Here is a 16,850-nt window from a genome sequence, read left to right as displayed (position 1 = left end):
GGCTCCCGGAAATGGCCTGGCCGGGCCGGTGACGCAAGCGAGCGCAAACCGCGATCAACACGTGATCCGGTCAGCCGACCAGCGCCGCCTCCTCCACCCGGATCCGGATCGTGAGCAACAGCGCGTTCACCAGCGTGAACGCCAGCGCGGTGAGCCAGGCGGTGTGGACCAGCGGCAGCGCCACCCCCTCCGCGACCACGGCGACGTAGTTCGGATGACGCAGCCACCTGTACGGCCCCGTGCCGACCAGCGGCATTCCGGGCACCACGACGACGCGGGTGTTCCACTGCCTGCCCAGGGTGGCGATGCACGACCAGCGCAGCCCCTGGGCCAGCAGGACGATCGCGAGCATCGGCCAGCCGAGCGCCGGGATGAAGGGCCGGCCGAGCAGCCACACCTCAGCCGGGCAGGCCAGCAGGAGTCCGGTATGGGCCAGGACGATCCAGGGATAGTGCCGCCGACCGTACTCGATGCCGCCCTTCGACCTGGCCCAGGCCAGGTTGCGGCGGGCCACGCCCAGCTCGGCCAGCCGCTCGACGACGACCAGCCCGATCAGCAGCATGTACGGAGTCAAGGACTCACCAGTGCAGCAGGAGCAACTCGGCCGAGAAGCCGGGCCCGAGGGCGAGGAGCACGGCCGGTTGGCCCGGACGGCCGCGTGTCTCCTGCAGAACATGCAGGACCGAGACCGACGACATGTTCCCGTGCTCGCGCAGTGACCGCCACGTGACCTCCAGAGCCGCCGGATCCAGCCCCAGCCGCTCCACGATCTTGTCGATCACCTTCGGGCCGCCCGGGTGGCAGATCCAGGTGCCGACCTGTTCGGGGGTGAGTCCGTTGTCGGCGAGGAAGCCCCTGATGTCGCCCGCGAGCACCTTCTCCACGAAGTCGGTGAGTTCGGCGTCCAGCACGAGGCGGAAACCCCGCTCGCTCACCTGCCAGCCCATGAGGTGCTCCGTACCCGAGTACAGCCTGCTGCGCGTGGCCACCACCTCCGGCCCGTGGCCGCGTCCCACCGCGACCACGGCCGCCGCGCCGTCGCCGAACAGGCCGCTGGCGACCAGGTTCGCGATCGAGGTGTCGTCGCGCTGAGTGGTCAGCGAGCACATTTCCACGCAGACCAGCGCCGCCACCTGTTCGGGCCAGCCGCGCAGATAGTCGTTCAGCCGCGACAGGCCCGAGGCCCCCGCGGCGCAGCCCAGCCCGAACACCGGCACCCGTTTGACGTCCGGCCGCAGCCCCACGCGCTGGATCAGCCGCGCGTCCAAGGACGGAGTGGCGAGTCCGGTGGTCGAGCAGAACACCAGATGATCCACCCGCCGCGGTGATACGCCCGCCTTGTCCAGCGCACCACGGAGTGCCCGTTCGCTCAGGTCGAGCGCGATCTCAAGGTAGATGTCGTTGGCGCGGCCGAACGAGTCGAGCTTGGCGTAGTCGTCCAGCGGGAGCGCCAGGTTCCGGCTCTGGACGCCGGTGGCTGCGTGGAAACGTTCGAGCTGGTCGAGGTCGGCGTCGGTCAGCCGGGAGAATGCCTCGGTGATCTCCGCCTGCGCGTAGCGGTAATCGGGCAAAACAGTCTGTACCCCCGAAATGTGCATATATCTCTTCTGCCGCGAAGAGGGGCCGGCTAACATGCGGCCGCGCTCATGCCCGTACGCGCCGGGGCTGCTGAGCGTCGCCGTTCGAGCCGGGGCAGATCGGCCAGAAGGACTTCAGTGGGCGAGCCGCCACAGAGACGTCACCTCGGCGGCCCGCGCCGCCCTCAGCGGGTCGGTGCCGTCGGACGCGCGCCGGTGACGCGGCCGGGTGTCGAGCCGGTCCACGACCCGCAGCCCCGCACCGTCGAACATGGCCATCAGGTCGGCACGGGACCGCAGGCCAAGGTGCTCGGCCAGGTCCGACAGCACCAGCCACCCTTCGCCGCCCGGCTCCAAATGCTCGGCCAGACCGTCGAGGAACCCCTGGAGCATGCCCCCACCGGAGTCGTACACCGCCCGGTCGAGCGGCGACGACGGCTCCGCGGGCAGCCAGGGCGGGTTGCACACGACGAGCGGCGCGCGCCCCGGCGGGAACAGGTCGGCCGCCACCACCTCGACCCGATCGGCCAGGCCCAGCCGGGCCATGTTGTCGCGGGCGCAGATCACCGCGCGCCGGTCGAGATCGGTGGCCACGACCCGCTCGACGCCCCGCCGGGCCAGCACCGCGGCCAGAACTCCGGTGCCCGTGCCGAGGTCGAAGGCCAGCCGCTTGCCGGGCAGGGGCGCCTGGGCCACCAGATCAATGTATTCGCCGCGGATCGGGGAGAAGACTCCATAGTGCGGATGGATCCGGGCACCCAGCGCCGGGACCTCGACGCCCTTCTTACGCCATTCGTGCGCGCCGATCAGCCCGAGCAGCTCGCGCAACGACCCCACGTACGGACCCTCCGCCGGCCCGTAGACCTCCTCGCACGCCTCCCGCACGTCGGGAGCGCGGGCGAGCGGGATGACGTGGCCTTCGTCGTACGGGATCAGCAGCAGGCCGAGCGTGCGCGCCCGCCGGCCCTGGGCCTGGCGGTAGCGGTCGAACGTGGCGCCGGGCTCGGCCGGCTCGCATCGGCGGCCCATCGCCTGGAGCATTTGCCGGGCGTTCTGGAAGTCGCCGCGCCACAGCAGGGCGGTGCCCTCACGAGCCAGGCGGTAGGCGGTGTCGGCCTTCATCCGGTCGTCGGCGATCACCACCCGAGCCGGTGGCGGCGCCTCCAGTGCGGATCGCCACGCCGCCGAACACTCTTCGCCCGCCTCAGTCCATCTGATCATCAGACCCAGACCGTTTCACGAACGATCGCCCCGTGGCCAATCCATTTAGCAGCAGCCCGGCCACGAGAGCGCGCAGCCCCTCGCCGTAGGTGTCGCGCGCGGTGAGCTCCTCCCACCGCCCGCCCACCTCCGCGAGGCGCGGCAACGCCTCGGCGTCGAGCGTGGCGAACACCTGCCGCCGGTACGTCGGCCTGCCCTCCCCCCGCCTGCGCAGCGCCGCCGCCCGCGCGGTGATCTCCCCCGCCGTGTAGTGCCAGATGATCCGGTACGCGGCCACGGCCCGCTCCAGCGGCAGCCCGGCGCGTACGGCCGCATCGATGATCGTCTCCGGGTACCACAGCGCGTTGACCGAGAGCAGGTCGTCCGCCCTGAGGACGTCCACGATCCACGGGACGCCCGCCAGCGCCTCGTGCATGGCGAGGGCCGCCGCGGCCATCCGCTCGCCCGGCTCGTCCGGGAGCTCGGGCCGGGGCATCGCCGCCGCGTAGTCGTCGAGCAGCAGCAGAAGGAGCTCCTCCTTGTCGTGCACGTGGTGGTAGAGGGCCATCGGCGTGGCGCCGACCTCGCGGGCCAGCCTGCGCATCGTCAGGCTCTCCGTCCCCTCGGCCTCGATGAGCCGGTGGGCGGCGGACACGATGTCCGCCCTGGAGATCTTGGGCGGCCGTCCAGTACGTGCGGGCATCCTGTCATGCTACTTTCTATACGCGTATAAAAACTTAGGGAGGGCATGACATGAGCGACGAACGACTCATCGCCATGGGTGACGAGCTGGTGAAACTGCACGACGGCTTCCGGCGGGAGCTCGCGGCGCTGCGGCGGGCACCCGGCTCGCGGCCCGAGCTGCGGGAGCACTGCCTGACGTTCTGCGACGCGCTGCACGCCCATCACACCGGCGAGGACGGCGTCCTGTTCCCGCACCTGGCGGGCGCGCATCCCGCGCTGACAGAGGTACTGGCCCGGCTGCGGGCCGAGCACCAGGTGGTGGCGCGGCTGCTCGCGCGGATCCGCGAACTCCCCGGTGAGGGCGACGTCGGCGCCGAGCTCGATCAGCTGTCCCGCGAACTGGAGGCGCACCTCAACTACGAGGAGGAGCAGTTGGTACCGCTGCTCAACGCGATGACCGACTTCCCCGAGGGGCTCTAACCGGCCGGCGGCGCGGGCCTCAGGGCGTCGAGCATGAGCGTGAAGTGGCGCCGCCACCGGCTCGCGTCGGCCTGCGCCACGCGCGAGTTGGCCATGATGAAGAACGCCTCCGCCGTCCTGAACGGCGACCTGACCGCCTCCAGCCGCACGGCGATCTCCGCCTTCAGCGCCTCCACCACGGCCGGCCCGGCGACGAACACCTGGGAGAGCCCCTTTGACCCAAAGGGCCGTCATAGGACGATTGTCATAGCAAGGTCAGGATGGATGGCACCTCCCCTCACGTCTGGTTCTCGGAAGGATCGGTGGCATGCGACGAATCCTGCCTGCCTTAGGGCTCGCCCTCCTGTCCCCGCTCGTGGCCGAGTTCCTGCTCGGCGACTTCCCGCTCACCTCGCTGCCCTTCCTGGTGCTGCTCGCTCCCACGTACGGCGGCGCCGCGCTGCTGATCCGCGAGGTGGCGCGCAGGGCGGGGATCGGCTGGCCGGGCATCGTGCTCATGTCCCTCGCCTACGGGGTGTTCGAGGAAGGGATCATGACGATGTCGCTGTTCAACCCCAATTACGCCGGTCTGCGGCTGCTCGATCCCGGGTTCGTGCCGGCCTTGGGGATCGGGGTGCCGTGGACGCTGTTCGTGCTGGCGCTGCACACCGTGTGGAGCATGAGCGTGCCCATCGCGCTGACCGAGGAGCTGACCGGTGCGCGCCGCACCACGCCGTGGCTCGGCAAGGTCGGGCTGGCGGTCACCGCCGTGCTGGCCGTGCTGGGCGCGGCCCTGACGACGGTGATCAGCTACATGAACGGGCACTTCCTGGCGTCCGTGCCGCAGCTGGTGTCCATCGTGGTGATCGTGGTGGCACTCGTCGTGCTGGCCTTCCGCCTGCCCCGCGGGACCAACGGCGGCCGGGCGGCCGAGGCGCCCGCGCCCTGGCTGGTCCTCGCGGTGACGCTGGTGGCGGGCGTGCTGTTCGAGGCGCCGAAGCTCCTGCTCGGCGACCAGGTCGCGCTGGGGACCGCGCTGCTGGCCGGGGTCGAGGTGGGGATGACCGCCCTGGCCCTGTTCTGGTCGGCCCGGCGCGGATGGGACGGCAGGCACCGGATGGCACTGGCCGGCGGCGCACTGCTGACCTACGTGTGGCACGCCTTCTTCTCCGGCCCGCTCGTGCCGGCGACTCCCCTGATCAACCTGCTCAGCCACATCGTGTTCGGCCTCGGCGCGCTGGTCCTGCTCGCGTTCGCCGCCCGCCGCGTCGCCACAAACGCGCCCGATCCTCAGAGCCGGTAGTCGAAGACGTACGAATGCGAGCCGTCAGGGGCGATGAGGATGTCCATCTCCCCCCTGAGGCCGCTCAGCCCGCCGGTGCCGGAGTCCGGGACGACCGAGACGCGCAGTGACTGCTCGCCCCGGTCGCCCGCCGCGAAGTGCTGCAGGACGAAGCTGCCCGACCGCCCCTCCAACGTGCCCACGACCCGCTCCATCGCCACGTACGCACGGGAGTCCGCGACCGGGGTCAACGCCATGATCATGCTGACCACGCTGGTGCCGGTCAGGTCGCCGTGGAAGGTCTTGCCCAGGGTGACGTGGGCGAGCGACACGCCGTCGCCCTCCTCGTACGGAGGCTGGGGGGTCCAGTCGGCGGTGTCGAAGCTTCCCTTGGCTGTCATGCGTCCCATGGTGCGGGTCATACCTGTCAGATGCGGTCAGGTATCCAGCAGCGTCCGTACGAAGTCGTTGCGGAACTTGCCCGCCGGGTCATAGCGCCCCACCAGGTCCCGGAAGCGCTCCGGGCACGACGGCCAGCGGGTGAACAGCTTGCCCCAGTGCGGCCGGGGATCGAACGGCGCCAGCCGCTCCTCGACCAGCTCGATCACCGGCAGCACCGCCGCGGTGTCCTTGACCCAGGTGAAGTGCACGCCCACGGTGTCGCGGCCGAGGTACGGACTGAGCCACAGGTCGTCGGCGGCGATCGTGCGTACCTCGGAGATCTGCAGCACCGGCCTGAGGCGGTCGCCGATGCCCCGTAGCTCGCGCAGCGCCTCGGCCGCGTGCCCCCTGGGCAGCAGGAATTCCGACTGCAGCTCGTCGCCCGCGCTGCTCGGCGGCGAGTCGGCCCGGAAGTGCGGCAGCCGCTCGTGCCACGGCCCCGGCACGCCGAGCTGCGCGGTGCAGCTGCCGGCCGGCATGCCCGGCACCGGGTGGCGGGGCCCGTCGGCCGCGCGGGTGCCGTGCCAGTCGCCGGGGGGCAGCTCGCTGCGGCGCTTGAGCCACACGTTGGTCGCCAGCCAGTCGGTGAACAGGCTGACGCTGTAGCCGGCCGACATGACGGCCTCGAAGTCGAAGTCGTCGGGCAGGCCCTCCCGGACGTACTGGCGCAGCTCGAAGGCGGGCACGAGGTCGAGCGTGACCGAGGTGACGACGCCGAGCGCGCCGAGCGCCACGACCGCGCCGGGGAAGTCGGCATCGCCCCGCGCGAGGGTGATCAGGGAGCCGTCGGCGGTGACGAGGTCCAGCGCCGCCACGGCCGCCGACAGGCTCCGGTTGCCGCCGCCGGAGCCGTGCGTGCCGGTCGCGACCGAACCCGCCACCGAGATGTGCGGCAGCGAGGCCAGGTTGCCGAGCGCGAACCCGCTCGCGTGCAGCACGGGCGCGAGCTCCGCGTACGTCACCCGCCCGCCGACCCGCACGCGCGCCGCGGCGCTGTCGATCTCGATCTCGTACGGCAGGCGGTCCAGGACGACCAGGTCACCCGTGGAGTCGGCGACGTCGTTGAAGGAGTGGCCACTGCCTAACGCCCGGATGGAGGCGGTGCCGGCGACAAGGCTCTGGAGCTCGTCGAGGGAGGAGGGATGATGCACGTTTTTCATCTGAAAGGCGATGTTTCCCGCCCAATTCTTCAACGTCACTGCCCTACAGTTCCATAGCTCTTGTCAGCGCCGCGAGGGGGCGCTAGTTTCGGGTGCCGCCGACGAAAGCGCCGACGACAAAGGCGCTCCGGGCGCCGCCGAGGAGAATTTTGTGCTCTACCTGTCCGAGGCCCTCGGTCTGGCCACGCTCGTGCTCTGGCTGTACTGCCTGTTCGACGCGATCACCACGCCCGAAGAGGCGTGCCGCAACCTGCCGAAGATCCTCTGGGTGCTCGTCGTGCTGCTGTTCCCGCTGGTCGGCTCCATCGTCTGGCTGGTGGCCGGGCGGCCGCAGGCGCTCCCGGCGGCGCGGCCGACCGGCTACCCCGAGTACGACCGGCCGCAGCGGCCGGCCGCGACCAACCCCGACGACGACGAGGAGTTCCTGCGCCGCCTCCGCGAGCGGGCCGAGGAACAGCGCAGGAACGCCCCGAAGCCACCTGACGAAACCCCCAAGGGCGACTAGAAGCCCTGCGCCAGCCGGTAGTACGCCTGGTTCCAGCGCAGTTCCTTGGCGAAGCTCCGGGCCGTCGTGTCCGCGTCGATGACCAGCAGCTCGACGCCGAGCATGTCGGCCAGGTCGGTCAGCTCCTCGGTGCCCACCGCCGTCGAGAGCACGGTGTGGTGCGGCGCGCCCGCGGTCAGCCAGGCCTCGGCGGAGGTACGCAGGTTCGGCCGGGGCCGCCAGACCGCGCGCGCCACCGGCAGGTTGGGCAGCGGGTGCGGCGGCGCGACGATGTCGATCTCGTTGGCCACCAGGCGGAACCGGTCCCCCATGTCGGCCAGCCCGATGACGACGCCGGGACCCGGCTCGGCGTCGAACACCAGCCGCACCGGGTCCTCCCGGCCGCCGATGCCCAGCGGGTGGATCTCGCACGACGGGGTGCCCGTGGCGATCGACGGGCAGACCTCCAGCATGTGCGCGCCGAGGATGAGCTCCTCGCCCGGCGTCATGTTGTAGGTGTAGTCCTCCATGAACGAGGTGCCGCCCGGCGCCATGGCCTTGAGGGTGCGCAGGAGCACCGAGGTCTTCCAGTCGCCCTCGCCGCCGAAGCCGTACCCGTCGGCCATCAGCCGCTGCACGGCCAGGCCGGGGAGCTGGCGCAGCCCGCCGAGGTCCTCGAAGTTCGTGGTGAACGCGCGGAACCCACCCGCCTCCAGGAAGCCGCGCAGGCCCAGCTCGATCCTGGCGGCGTAGCGCAGCGACTCGTTCCGCTCGCCCAGCAGCTCCGGCGCCACCCGGTAGAGCTCCGCGTACTCCTTGACCAGCGCCGTCACGTCCGCGTCGGAGGCGGCGTCCACGGCCTCGACCAGCTCGTTGACGCCGTAGGTGTTGACCGAGACACCGAAGCGGAGCTGCGCCTCGACCTTGTCGCCCTCGGTGACGGCCACGTCGCGCATGTTGTCGCCGAACCTGGCGAGCTTGAGCGTACGCACCTCTGCCAGGCCCGCCGCCGCGCGCGACCAGGCGAGCACCCGGTCGGCCACGAACGGGTCGCTGACGTGCCCGGCCACGGTCTTGCGTGGCACGCCCAGCCGGGTCTGGATGTGGCCGAACTCGCGGTCGCCGTGCGCGGCCTGGTTGAGGTTCATGAAGTCCATGTCGATGGAGCTCCACGGCAGCTCCACGTTGGCCTGCGTGTGCAGGTGCAGCAGCGGCTTGCGCAGCGTGTCCAGCCCGGCGATCCACATCTTGGCCGGGGAGAAGGTGTGCATCCACGCGATCACGCCGGCGCACGAGTCGTCGGCGTTGGCCTCCAGCATCACCCGCCTGATCGCGGCCGCGTCGGTGAGCACGGGCTTCCACTCGACGGGCACCGGGAGCGCCGCGGCGATCCGCTGCGACTGCTCGGCGACCTGGCGCAGCGTGTCCTCGCCGTACAGTCCCTGGCTGCCGGTCAGAAACCAGATGTTCAACGCGGGCTCCTCTGTTGTCCGTAGACGTTCTGATAGCGGTCGTACAGGCGGTCGATGTCGTCCTGAGCGATGGCCAGCGGCTCGCCGAGCTGCCGGGCCACGTGCACGGTACGGGCGACGTCCTCGCACATCACCGCGGCCTTGACCGCCGCCTTGGGGGTCGGGCCGATGGTGAAGACGCCGTGGTTCTGCATCAGCACGGCCCGCGAGCGGTGCCCCTTGAGCGTCTTCACGATGCCCTGGCCGATGGAGTCGTCGCCGATCAGCGCGAACGGCCCGACCGGGATCTCGCCGCCGAACTCGTCGGCCATGGCGGTCAGCACGCACGGGATGGCCTCGCCGCGCGCCGCCCAGGCGGAGGCGTAGGTGGAGTGGGTGTGCACCACCCCGTTCACCTCCGGCATGGCGCGATAGACGTAGGCGTGCGCGGCGGTGTCGCTGGACGGCGCGTGCTCGCCGGCCACCAGGTTGCCGTCGAGGTCGCAGACGACCATGTTCTCCGGCGTCAGCTCGTCGTAGGTGACCCCGGACGGCTTGATGACGAACAGGTCCTCACCGGGGACCCGGCCGGAGACGTTCCCGGCGGTCCAGGCGACGAGGTTGTTGCGCACCAGCTCGGCGTGCAGGTCGCAGACCGTCTTCCGCATGGCCTCGGTCATGAGCGGGCCTCGTTCCTGATCGCGCGTAGCGTGTGCAGCATTCGTCCATCCCCGAAGTAGTCGTGCAGCGTGCGGTATTCGGCGTAGAGCCGGTCGTAGGCGTCGGCCCGGTCCGCGTCGGGCACGTAGGCGTTCTCCTGCCGCGCGCCCATCACGGCCGCGGCCTGCTGGATGTCGTCGTACGCGCCCGCCGCGACGGCCGCGTGGATCGCCGAGCCGAGGGCGGGGCCCTGCTCGGAGTCGATGATCGAGAGCGGCCGGCGCAGCACGTCGGCGTAGACCTGCATGAGGAAGCGGTTCTTCAGCAGGCCGCCGGCCACCACGAACTCCGTCACCGGCACGCCCGACGCCTCGAATGTCTCGACGATCACCCGGGCGCCGAACGCGGTGGCCTCGATGAGCGCGCGGTAGACGTCCTCGGGCTTGGTGGCCAGGGTCTGGCCGACGACCACGCCGGACAGGTCGTGGTCGACCAGCACCGAGCGGTTGCCGTTGTGCCAGTCGAGCGCGACCAGGCCGTGCTGCCCGACCCGCTGCGCGGCGGCCAGCTCGGTCAGGTAGTCGTGCACCGACTGCCCCCGGTCCGCCGCGAGCCGCGCGTACGAGGTGGGCACTGCGTTGTCGACGAACCAGGCGAAGATGTCGCCCACACCCGACTGTCCCGCCTCGTATCCCCACAGTCCCGGAACGATCCCGTCCTGGACCACCCCGCACATGCCGGGCACCTCGGCGAGCTGGTCGGACGGCATCACGTGGCAGGTGGAGGTGCCCATGATGGCGACCATCTGGCCGGGCCGGACCGCGTCGGCCGCGGCGGAGGTGACGTGCGCGTCGACGTTGCCGACCGCGATCGCGATGCCCTCGGGCAGCTTGGTCCACTCGGCGGCCTGCGCGGTCAGCCGCCCGGCGAGCCCGCCCAGCGGAGCCAGCTCATGCCCCAATTTGTCGACAAATCCGGAAAAGCCGGGGTTGAGGGCGGCGAGGAAGTCCTCAGACGGATAGCCCCCATCCTGAAAAATCCCTTTGTATCCGGCGGTGCAGACGTTGCGCGTCTCGACCCCGGTGAGCTGCCAGATGATCCAGTCGGCCGCCTCGATCCACCGCTCGGCCCGCCCGTAGGTCTCCGGGTCCTCTTCGAGCATCTGAAGGCCCTTGGCGAACTCCCACTCCGAGGAGATCTTGCCGCCGTAGCGCGGCAGCCAGCTCTCCCCGCGCCGGGCGGCCAGCTCGTTGATCCGGTCGGCGTGCGCCTGCGCCGCGTGGTGCTTCCACAGCTTGGGCCAGGCGTGCGGCCGCTCGGGCGTCTGGAAGGCGAGCGGCGTGCCGTCGGAGGTGGTCGGCAGCACCGTGCACGCGGTGAAGTCGGTGCCGAGCCCGACGACCTGCGCCGGGTCGATCCCGGCCGCGGCCACGGCCTCGGGCACCGCGGTGCGCAGCACGTCCAGCCAATCCTGCGGGGACTGCAGCGCCCAGTCGGGTCCCAGCCGGACCTCGGAGCCGGGCAGCCGGTCCTCGATGACGCGGTGGGCGTACTCGTGCACGGCGGTGCCGACCTCGGCGCCGTCCTCCACCCGCACCACCACGGCGCGGCCGGACAGCGTGCCGAAGTCGACACCAATCACGTATGTGTTGTTGTTAGCGTTCACACATTCTCCCTATATCCGGTACGGCGGAGGCCGTACCGGAGGTCAGGTCCGGCGGGCTGAGAACAGGCGCTGGAGCAGGATGAAGACGAAGAGCAGAAGTCCGATGAATATCTTGGTCCACCAGGAGCTCAGCGTGCCCTCGAAGCTGATGACCGTCTGGATCAGGCCCAGCACGAGCACGCCCAGGACGGTGCCGAGCAGGAACCCCGAGCCGCCGGTCAGCAGCGTGCCGCCGATGACGACGGCCGCGATGGCGTCGAGCTCCATGCCGACGGCGTGCAGCCCATAGCCCGACAGCATGTAGAACGACAGCAGCACCCCGCCGAGCGCCGAGCAGAACCCGCTGACCGTGTAGACCGTGATTTTCGTCCGGGCCACGGGCAGGCCCATGAGCAGCGCGGACTGCTCGCTGCCCCCGGTGGCGTAGACGGAGCGGCCCAGGCGCGTGTAGTGCAGCACGTACGCCGCCACGAGCACCACCACCGCGGCGATGATCACGCTCGGCGAGATCCACAGGCCGGCGAACAGGTCGATCCTGGTCTGCGCGAACGCCGTGAACGTCGGGTCCTCGATGGGGATCGAGTCGGTGCCGATCGTGTAGCACAGCCCCCTGGCCAGGAACATCCCGGCCAGCGTGACGATGAACGGCTGGATGTCGAAGGCGTGGATGATGTACCCCATCACCAGCCCCAGCGCGGCGCCGATGAGCAGCACCAGCGGGATCACCAGGTACGGCGGCCACCCGGGCCCCTTCATCAGGCTCGCCGAGATCATCGTGGACAGCGCGACCACCGAGCCGACCGACAGGTCGATCCCCCCGGCCAGGATCACGAACGTCATGCCGACGGCCACGACCAGCAGGAAGGCGTTGTCGATGAAGACGTTGAGTATCACCTGCCCGCTGGCGAACCCCTCGTAGCGGATGCCGCCCGCGACGAACATCGCCACGAACAGGCCGGCGGTCACCAGGACGGGCACGTACTTGGCCGGGATCGTCCTGAGGCCGTTGAGCGTCACGGTCGTCATGCCGTCACCCGGACCTTCTCCTCGGCCGCCGGGCTGGGCGGCACGGCTCGGCGGCGACCGCCGAACACCTTCTCGCGGAACGACTTCGATTGGATGAGGCAGACCGCGGTCACCACGAGCGCCTTGAACAGCAGCGTGGTCTCCGGCGGCACCCCGATGGAGTAGATGGTCGTGGTCAGCGTCTGGATGATCAGCGCGCCGAGCACGGTGCCGCCGAGCGAGAAGCGTCCGCCCGACAGCGAGGTGCCGCCGATGACCACGGCCAGGATGGCGTCGAGCTCGACCCAGAGGCCGGCGTTGTTGCCGTCGGCGCTGGACACGTTCGAGCTGATCATCAGCCCGGCGACGCCGGCGCAGAGCGCGGCGAAGGCGTAGACCATGATGATGATGCCGCGCGAGCGGATCCCGGCGAGCCTGCTGGCCTCGGCGTTGCCGCCGACCGACTCGATCAGCATGCCCAGGGCCAGCCTGCGGGTGAGGAACACGGTGATCGCCAGGACCACCACGACCAGCAGGATGCCGAAGGGCACGGTCAGCCAGTAGCCGCCGCCGATGACCTTGTACGAGGGGCTGTTGACGGTGATGATCTGCCCGTCGGTGATCAGCTGGGCCAGGCCGCGCCCGGCTACCATGAGGATCAGCGTGGCGATGATCGGCTGAATGCCGACGACCGCGACGAGCAGGCCGTTCCATGCCCCGAGCAGCACCGACAGGCCGAGCGCCAGCGCCACGGCGGTGAACACGCCGGCGTCGTCGCTGATCTGCAGGCAGGCCAGCGCCCCCGCGATCGCCACCACCGAGCCGACCGACAGGTCGATGCCGCCGGTCGCGATGACCAGCGTCATCCCGAGCGAGACCAGGATGAGCGGGGCGCCGAACCGCAGGATGTCGATCAGGCTGCCGTAGAGGTGGCCGTCGCGCATCTGGATCGAGAAGAAGTTCGCGGTGAAGAACACGTTGACGAGGAGCAGCAGGGCCAGGATGACGACCGGCCAGAGCAGGCGTCTCATTCCGCTCCCCCTCCGCTCGCTCCGCCGTTCGCTCCCCCGCTGGCAATGGTCTCCATGAGCACGTCCGTGGTGAGGTCGTCGTCATTGGGCAGCTGGGCGACCAGCCTGCGGTCGCGCAGGACGCCGACCTTGTGGCTGAGCCGCAGCACCTCCTCCAGCTCGGCGGAGATGAACAGCACCGCCATGCCGCCGTCGGACAGCTGGGCGACCAGGCGCTGGATCTCGGTCTTCGCGCCGATGTCGATGCCGCGGGTGGGCTCGTCGAGGATGAGCAGCCTGGGCTCCAGGATCAGCCACCTGGCCAGCAGGACCTTCTGCTGGTTGCCGCCGCTGAGGTCGCGTACGAGGTGCTCCGGGTTGGCCGGGCTGATCTTCAGCGCGGAGATGTACTTGCCGACCAGCTCGTCCTGCTGCTCACGCGGGACCGGCCTGGTCCAGCCCCTGGTGGCCTGCAGGGCCAGGATGATGTTCTCCCTGAGCGTCAGGTCGGGGATCAGCCCGTCCGACTTGCGGTTCTCCGAGCAGAACGCGATCCGGTGGTTCATCGCGACGCGCGGCGTGCGCAGCGAGACGGGCGTGCCCTCGATGCTCACCTCGCCGGTGCTCGCGTGGTCGGCGCCGAACAGCAGCCGCGCGACCTCCGTACGGCCCGAGCCCAGCAGCCCGGCCAGCCCCACGACCTCGCCCTCGTGGACGGTCAGCGTGAACGGCTCGATGGCCCCGGCCCGGCCCAGCCCGCGCGCCTCCAGGAGCGGCCGGTCGAACACCTTGGCCTCACCGTGCAGCTTCTCCAGGGCGGCGAGCTCCTGGCCGATCATCTTGGCGACCAGCTCCACCTGGCTGAGCTCCGAGGTGAGGTATTCGCCCACCAGCCGCCCGTTGCGCAGGATCGTCATCCGGTCGGAGATCTCGTAGATCTGGTCGAGGAAGTGCGAGACGAACAGGATCGCGATGCCCTCCTCCTTGAGGGTGCGCATCACGCGGAAGAGCTGCTCGACCTCGCTCGCGTCGAGGCTGGAGGTCGGCTCGTCGAGGATCAGCACCCGGGCCTCGATGTCGATGGCCCGCGCGATGGCCACCATCTGCTGGATGGCCGGCGAGTAGGTCGACAGGGGCGCCGAGACGTCGAGGTCGAGCTCAAGCCGGGCCAGCAGCTCCGCGGCCCTGGCCCGCATCCGCGGCCAGTCGATCCGGCCCCAGCGCCGGGGCTCGCGGCCGACGAAGATGTTCTCGGCGACCGAGAGGTTCGCGCAGAGGTTGACCTCCTGGTAGACCGTGCTGATGCCGGCCCCTTGAGCCTCCAGCGGGCTGCCGAACGCGACAGGCTCGCCGAGCAGCTCGATGGTGCCGGCGTCGATGGGGTGGACGCCGGTCAGCACCTTGATCAGGGTGGACTTGCCCGCGCCGTTCTCGCCCATGAGCGCGTGCACCTCGCCCGGCAGCAGTCGCAGGTCCACGCCGTCGAGAGCCTTCACACCGGGGAACTGTTTACCGATTCCGCTCATCAGCAGGATCGGCGCGGGTACGGCCATCGGCGCCCCTCTCCTCCTCTAGCTCTTGAATGTGAGTGGGCCGGCCGCGAGGGCCGGCCCGGTCGGCGGTCAGTACTGGCGCTTGGGGAGAGCGGCCTTGGCCTGCTCCTGGTTGAACGCCGTCTCCTGCGTGATCACGCGGGTCGGCACGGTCTCGTTCTTGACGACCTTCTTGGCCAGGTCCATCAGCTGCGGGCCGAGCAGTGGGGAGCACTCGACGATGTAGTTGATCTTTCCGTCGGCGAGCGCCTGCATGCCGTCCTTGACGGCGTCAACCGTGATGATCTTGATGTCCTTGCCGGGCACCTTGCCCGCGCCCTCGATCGCCTCGATCGCACCCAACCCCATGTCGTCATTGTGCGCGTAAAGGACGTCGATGTCCGGAGTGGACTTCAGGAAGGCCTCCATGACCTCCTTGCCCTTGGCCCGGGTGAAGTCGCCGGTCTGCGAGGCCACGATCTGGAACTTGGGCTCGGCCTTGATGACCTCCTGGAAGCCGGCCTTGCGGTCGTTGGCCGGAGCCGACCCCGTGGTGCCCTGCAGCTCGACGATCTTGACCGGGTCGGTGCTGCTCTTGTACTCGTCCACCAGCCACTTGCCGGCCTTGCGGCCCTCCTCGACAAAGTCCGAGCCGAGGAAGGTCTTGTAGAGCGAGGTGTCCTTGGAGTCCACGGCCCGGTCGGTGAGGATCACCGGGATCTTCGCGTCCTTGGCCTCCTTGAGCACGGTGTCCCAGCCCGACTCCACCACCGGCGAGAAGGCGATGACGTCCACCTTCTGCTGGATGTAGGAGCGGATCGCCTTGATCTGGTTCTCCTGCTTCTGCTGGGCGTCCGAGAACTTCAGGGTGATCCCGGCTGACTTGGCCGAGTCCTGCACCGACTTGGTGTTCGCGGTGCGCCAGCCGCTCTCCGCGCCGACCTGTGAGAAGCCCATGGTGATCGCGCCACCGCCGCCTCCACCGCCACTGCCGCATCCGGCCACCGCCATGGCGGTGAACCCGGCGAGCATCAACACCGAGATCCTCTTCAACACGTGGGGTCCCTTCTGATGTGAGCGCTAACACCAAAATCACGGGTGCGTGCGCGCTTCCTTCTGTGCATGGCCTACCGCCGGGCCGTACTGGCCCGGGAGACGAGCGAGGGCGGGACCACGAGGCGTTCGCGCTCGTGGGAGCCTTGGCCCTCGATCTGCCGAAGGAGCACCTCGATGCTGTGCCTGCCCACCGCGCCGAAGTCCTGCCTGATGGTGGTGAGCGGCGGCGAGAAGAACTCCGATTCGGGGATGTCGTCGAAACCGACGACGCTCACCTGGTCGGGCACTCTCACCCCCTGCTCGGTGAACGCTCGCAGCACGCCCAGCGCCATCTGATCGTTGGCGACGAACACCGCCGTGACGTCCTTCATGCTCGCCAGGCTGCGCCCCGCCTCGTATCCCGAGCGCGGGCTCCAGTCTCCGGCGAGCGGCTCCGGGGCCTGACGGCCCGCCTGCTCCAGCGCGGCCCGCCACCCGGCCACGCGCCCCTCGGCCTCCAGCCAGTCGGAGGGGCCGCGGATGTGCCAGACCGTCTCGTGTCCCAAGGAGAGCAGGTGCTCGGTGGCCATCCTGCCGCCGCGAACCTGGTCGACGCAGACGACCGACACATCACCGGCCTCGCCGCCTTCCACGGCGACCGTGGGCACCCCGAACGGGAGCTCGCCCAGAGCCTGGGCGGCCGACCGTTGCGGCGCGACCACGACGATGCCGTCGACGCCCTGGTCGGCCAGGTAGTCGAGGGCGTCGCTGACGCCGATCTTGTCGATGGACTTGAGACTCACGATGCTGACGAAGTAGCCGGCCCCCCGGGCCGCCTGCTCGATGCCGTAGACCGTGCTGGCCGGGCCGTACAGCGTGGTGTCGAAGCTGACGACGCCGAGCGTCCTGGAGTGCTTGGTGACCAAGGCGCGGGCGACGAGGTTGCGGCGGTAGCCGAGCTTGTCGATCGCCTCCATCACCCGCGCGCGGGTCTCGCTGCGCACGTTGGGATGCTCGTTGAGCACGCGTGAGACCGTCTGGTGCGACACCCCGGCCTCTTTGGCCACATCGGCCATGACCGGCGGTCGACGCCCCTGGGTCGCTCCCACTGCCGTGCTCCCTTCCTGGCTTGGCATGACTGTGAACGTTAACAACAGGTCTCGTCAAGAGGTCGCCAGATTACGGTCGCGTCACACGAGATCTC

Annotated in this window: 18 protein-coding genes; 3 read left to right on the top strand and 15 right to left on the bottom strand. The window is 70.0% G+C overall.

Annotated elements, in window-relative coordinates:
• Nucleotides 1-70 precede the first annotated feature (70 nt).
• The 4 genes from LDL49_RS00350 to LDL49_RS00335 all read right to left on the bottom strand — a co-directional run bounded on the left by LDL49_RS00350 (nucleotide 71) and on the right by LDL49_RS00335 (nucleotide 3,480).
• On the bottom strand, nucleotides 71-574 hold the full coding sequence (locus LDL49_RS00350) for an isoprenylcysteine carboxyl methyltransferase family protein (RefSeq protein WP_225288813.1): 504 nt from the start codon (nucleotides 572-574) through the stop codon (nucleotides 71-73).
• 4 nt (nucleotides 575-578) lie between these two features.
• Nucleotides 579-1,598 carry a type III polyketide synthase gene (locus LDL49_RS00345; RefSeq protein ID WP_225288812.1) on the bottom strand — a complete coding sequence of 340 codons (1,020 nt, stop codon included), beginning with the start codon at nucleotides 1,596-1,598 and terminating at the stop codon, nucleotides 579-581.
• A 114-nt stretch (nucleotides 1,599-1,712) separates the two neighbouring features.
• Entirely contained in the window at nucleotides 1,713-2,798 is a 1,086-nt protein-coding gene (locus tag LDL49_RS00340) for a methyltransferase (protein ID WP_225288811.1), read from the bottom strand.
• Nucleotides 2,782-3,480, bottom strand: coding sequence for a TetR/AcrR family transcriptional regulator (locus tag LDL49_RS00335; RefSeq protein ID WP_225288810.1), 699 nt, complete (start codon nucleotides 3,478-3,480; stop codon nucleotides 2,782-2,784). Before LDL49_RS00335 ends, LDL49_RS00340 begins: the two co-directional genes overlap by 17 nt.
• Before the next feature lie 50 nt (nucleotides 3,481-3,530).
• Here LDL49_RS00335 and LDL49_RS00330 point away from each other — a divergent pair, with 50 nt between their 5' ends.
• Complete coding sequence (locus LDL49_RS00330) at nucleotides 3,531-3,941, top strand: hemerythrin domain-containing protein (protein WP_225288809.1); 411 nt, start codon at nucleotides 3,531-3,533, stop codon at nucleotides 3,939-3,941.
• Here the strand turns inward: LDL49_RS00330 and LDL49_RS00325 are convergent.
• Nucleotides 3,938-4,141, bottom strand: coding sequence for a hypothetical protein (locus tag LDL49_RS00325; RefSeq protein WP_225288808.1), 204 nt, complete (start codon nucleotides 4,139-4,141; stop codon nucleotides 3,938-3,940). The two genes, LDL49_RS00330 and LDL49_RS00325, sit on opposite strands and share 4 nt — an antisense overlap.
• Nucleotides 4,142-4,248: 107 nt before the next feature.
• Between LDL49_RS00325 and LDL49_RS00320 the strand changes: the two genes are divergently transcribed.
• The gene (locus tag LDL49_RS00320) at nucleotides 4,249-5,223 is read left to right on the top strand and encodes an AF_0692 family protein (RefSeq protein ID WP_225288807.1); all 975 of its coding nucleotides are present in this window, start codon (nucleotides 4,249-4,251) and stop codon (nucleotides 5,221-5,223) included.
• On the opposite strand, the gene LDL49_RS00315 is transcribed toward LDL49_RS00320, so the two are convergent.
• On the bottom strand, nucleotides 5,211-5,603 hold the full coding sequence (locus LDL49_RS00315; protein WP_225288806.1) for a DUF3224 domain-containing protein: 393 nt from the start codon (nucleotides 5,601-5,603) through the stop codon (nucleotides 5,211-5,213). The genes LDL49_RS00320 and LDL49_RS00315 overlap by 13 nt on opposite strands.
• Nucleotides 5,604-5,639: 36 nt before the next feature.
• The gene (locus LDL49_RS00310; RefSeq protein WP_225288805.1) at nucleotides 5,640-6,803 is read right to left on the bottom strand and encodes an FAD-binding protein; all 1,164 of its coding nucleotides are present in this window, start codon (nucleotides 6,801-6,803) and stop codon (nucleotides 5,640-5,642) included.
• Nucleotides 6,804-6,954: 151 nt separating this feature from the next.
• Here LDL49_RS00310 and LDL49_RS00305 point away from each other — a divergent pair, with 151 nt between their 5' ends.
• Entirely contained in the window at nucleotides 6,955-7,308 is a 354-nt protein-coding gene (locus tag LDL49_RS00305; RefSeq protein WP_225288804.1) for a PLDc N-terminal domain-containing protein, read from the top strand.
• On the opposite strand, the gene araA is transcribed toward LDL49_RS00305, so the two are convergent.
• The 8 genes from araA to LDL49_RS00265 all read right to left on the bottom strand — a co-directional run bounded on the left by araA (nucleotide 7,305) and on the right by LDL49_RS00265 (nucleotide 16,722).
• A complete protein-coding gene (gene araA, locus LDL49_RS00300; protein WP_225288803.1) occupies nucleotides 7,305-8,759 on the bottom strand; it encodes an L-arabinose isomerase in 1,455 nt (484 codons plus the stop codon). The genes LDL49_RS00305 and araA overlap by 4 nt on opposite strands.
• Nucleotides 8,756-9,418, bottom strand: coding sequence for an L-ribulose-5-phosphate 4-epimerase (locus LDL49_RS00295; protein WP_225288802.1), 663 nt, complete (start codon nucleotides 9,416-9,418; stop codon nucleotides 8,756-8,758). The genes araA and LDL49_RS00295 overlap by 4 nt, the downstream gene beginning before the upstream one ends.
• A complete protein-coding gene (araB, locus tag LDL49_RS00290) occupies nucleotides 9,415-11,040 on the bottom strand; it encodes a ribulokinase (protein ID WP_225288801.1) in 1,626 nt (541 codons plus the stop codon). The genes LDL49_RS00295 and araB overlap by 4 nt, the downstream gene beginning before the upstream one ends.
• A gap of 66 nt (nucleotides 11,041-11,106) precedes the next feature.
• A complete protein-coding gene (yjfF, locus tag LDL49_RS00285) occupies nucleotides 11,107-12,090 on the bottom strand; it encodes a galactofuranose ABC transporter, permease protein YjfF (RefSeq protein WP_225288800.1) in 984 nt (327 codons plus the stop codon).
• The gene (locus LDL49_RS00280) at nucleotides 12,087-13,100 is read right to left on the bottom strand and encodes an ABC transporter permease (RefSeq protein WP_225288799.1); all 1,014 of its coding nucleotides are present in this window, start codon (nucleotides 13,098-13,100) and stop codon (nucleotides 12,087-12,089) included. The genes yjfF and LDL49_RS00280 overlap by 4 nt, the downstream gene beginning before the upstream one ends.
• Nucleotides 13,097-14,632: a sugar ABC transporter ATP-binding protein gene (locus LDL49_RS00275; protein WP_225288798.1), complete on the bottom strand. Its 1,536-nt coding sequence runs from the start codon at nucleotides 14,630-14,632 to the stop codon at nucleotides 13,097-13,099. The genes LDL49_RS00280 and LDL49_RS00275 overlap by 4 nt, the downstream gene beginning before the upstream one ends.
• 69 nt (nucleotides 14,633-14,701) lie before the next feature.
• Nucleotides 14,702-15,667 (bottom strand): ABC transporter substrate-binding protein, encoded by a 966-nt coding sequence (locus tag LDL49_RS00270; RefSeq protein ID WP_225288797.1) that lies wholly within the window; start codon nucleotides 15,665-15,667, stop codon nucleotides 14,702-14,704.
• Nucleotides 15,668-15,738: 71 nt separating this feature from the next.
• A complete protein-coding gene (locus tag LDL49_RS00265; protein ID WP_225289825.1) occupies nucleotides 15,739-16,722 on the bottom strand; it encodes a LacI family DNA-binding transcriptional regulator in 984 nt (327 codons plus the stop codon).
• Nucleotides 16,723-16,850: the final 128 nt, after the last annotated feature.

The organism is Nonomuraea aurantiaca (genome assembly GCF_020215705.1).
GTDB classification, from domain to species: Bacteria; Actinomycetota; Actinomycetes; order Streptosporangiales; family Streptosporangiaceae; genus Nonomuraea; species Nonomuraea aurantiaca.
This window is presented reverse-complemented; position numbering and strand designations above follow the sequence as displayed.